Source organism: Actinocatenispora comari, assembly GCF_017312725.1.
GTDB lineage: Bacteria > Actinomycetota > Actinomycetes > Mycobacteriales > Micromonosporaceae > Actinocatenispora > Actinocatenispora comari.
The window spans coordinates 1-218 of sequence record NZ_BOPO01000069.1; the positions used below are offsets into that span (position 1 = coordinate 1).

A 218-nucleotide genomic window follows, 5' to 3' on the forward strand; every position below is an offset into this window, starting at 1 on the left:
TCCATTACGAGTGGTGGGTTTCCCCATTCGGAAATCTCCGGATCAAAGCTTGCTTACAGCTCCCCGAAGCATATCGGTGTTCGTCCCGTCCTTCATCGGCTCCTAGTGCCAAGGCATCCACCGTGCGCCCTTTCTAACTTAACCGTTAAAAAGAATCACTACGTGATATCTTGCATTACAATTGAATGTGAATTACTTCTGTTATCTAGTTTTCAAAG

General features: G+C 45.4%; 1 rRNA gene. It reads right to left on the reverse strand.

From position 1 onward, the window contains the following. Nucleotides 1–144, reverse strand: a 23S ribosomal RNA gene (locus tag NUM_RS18850); the annotation flags it as partial. Nucleotides 145–218: the final 74 nt, after the last annotated feature.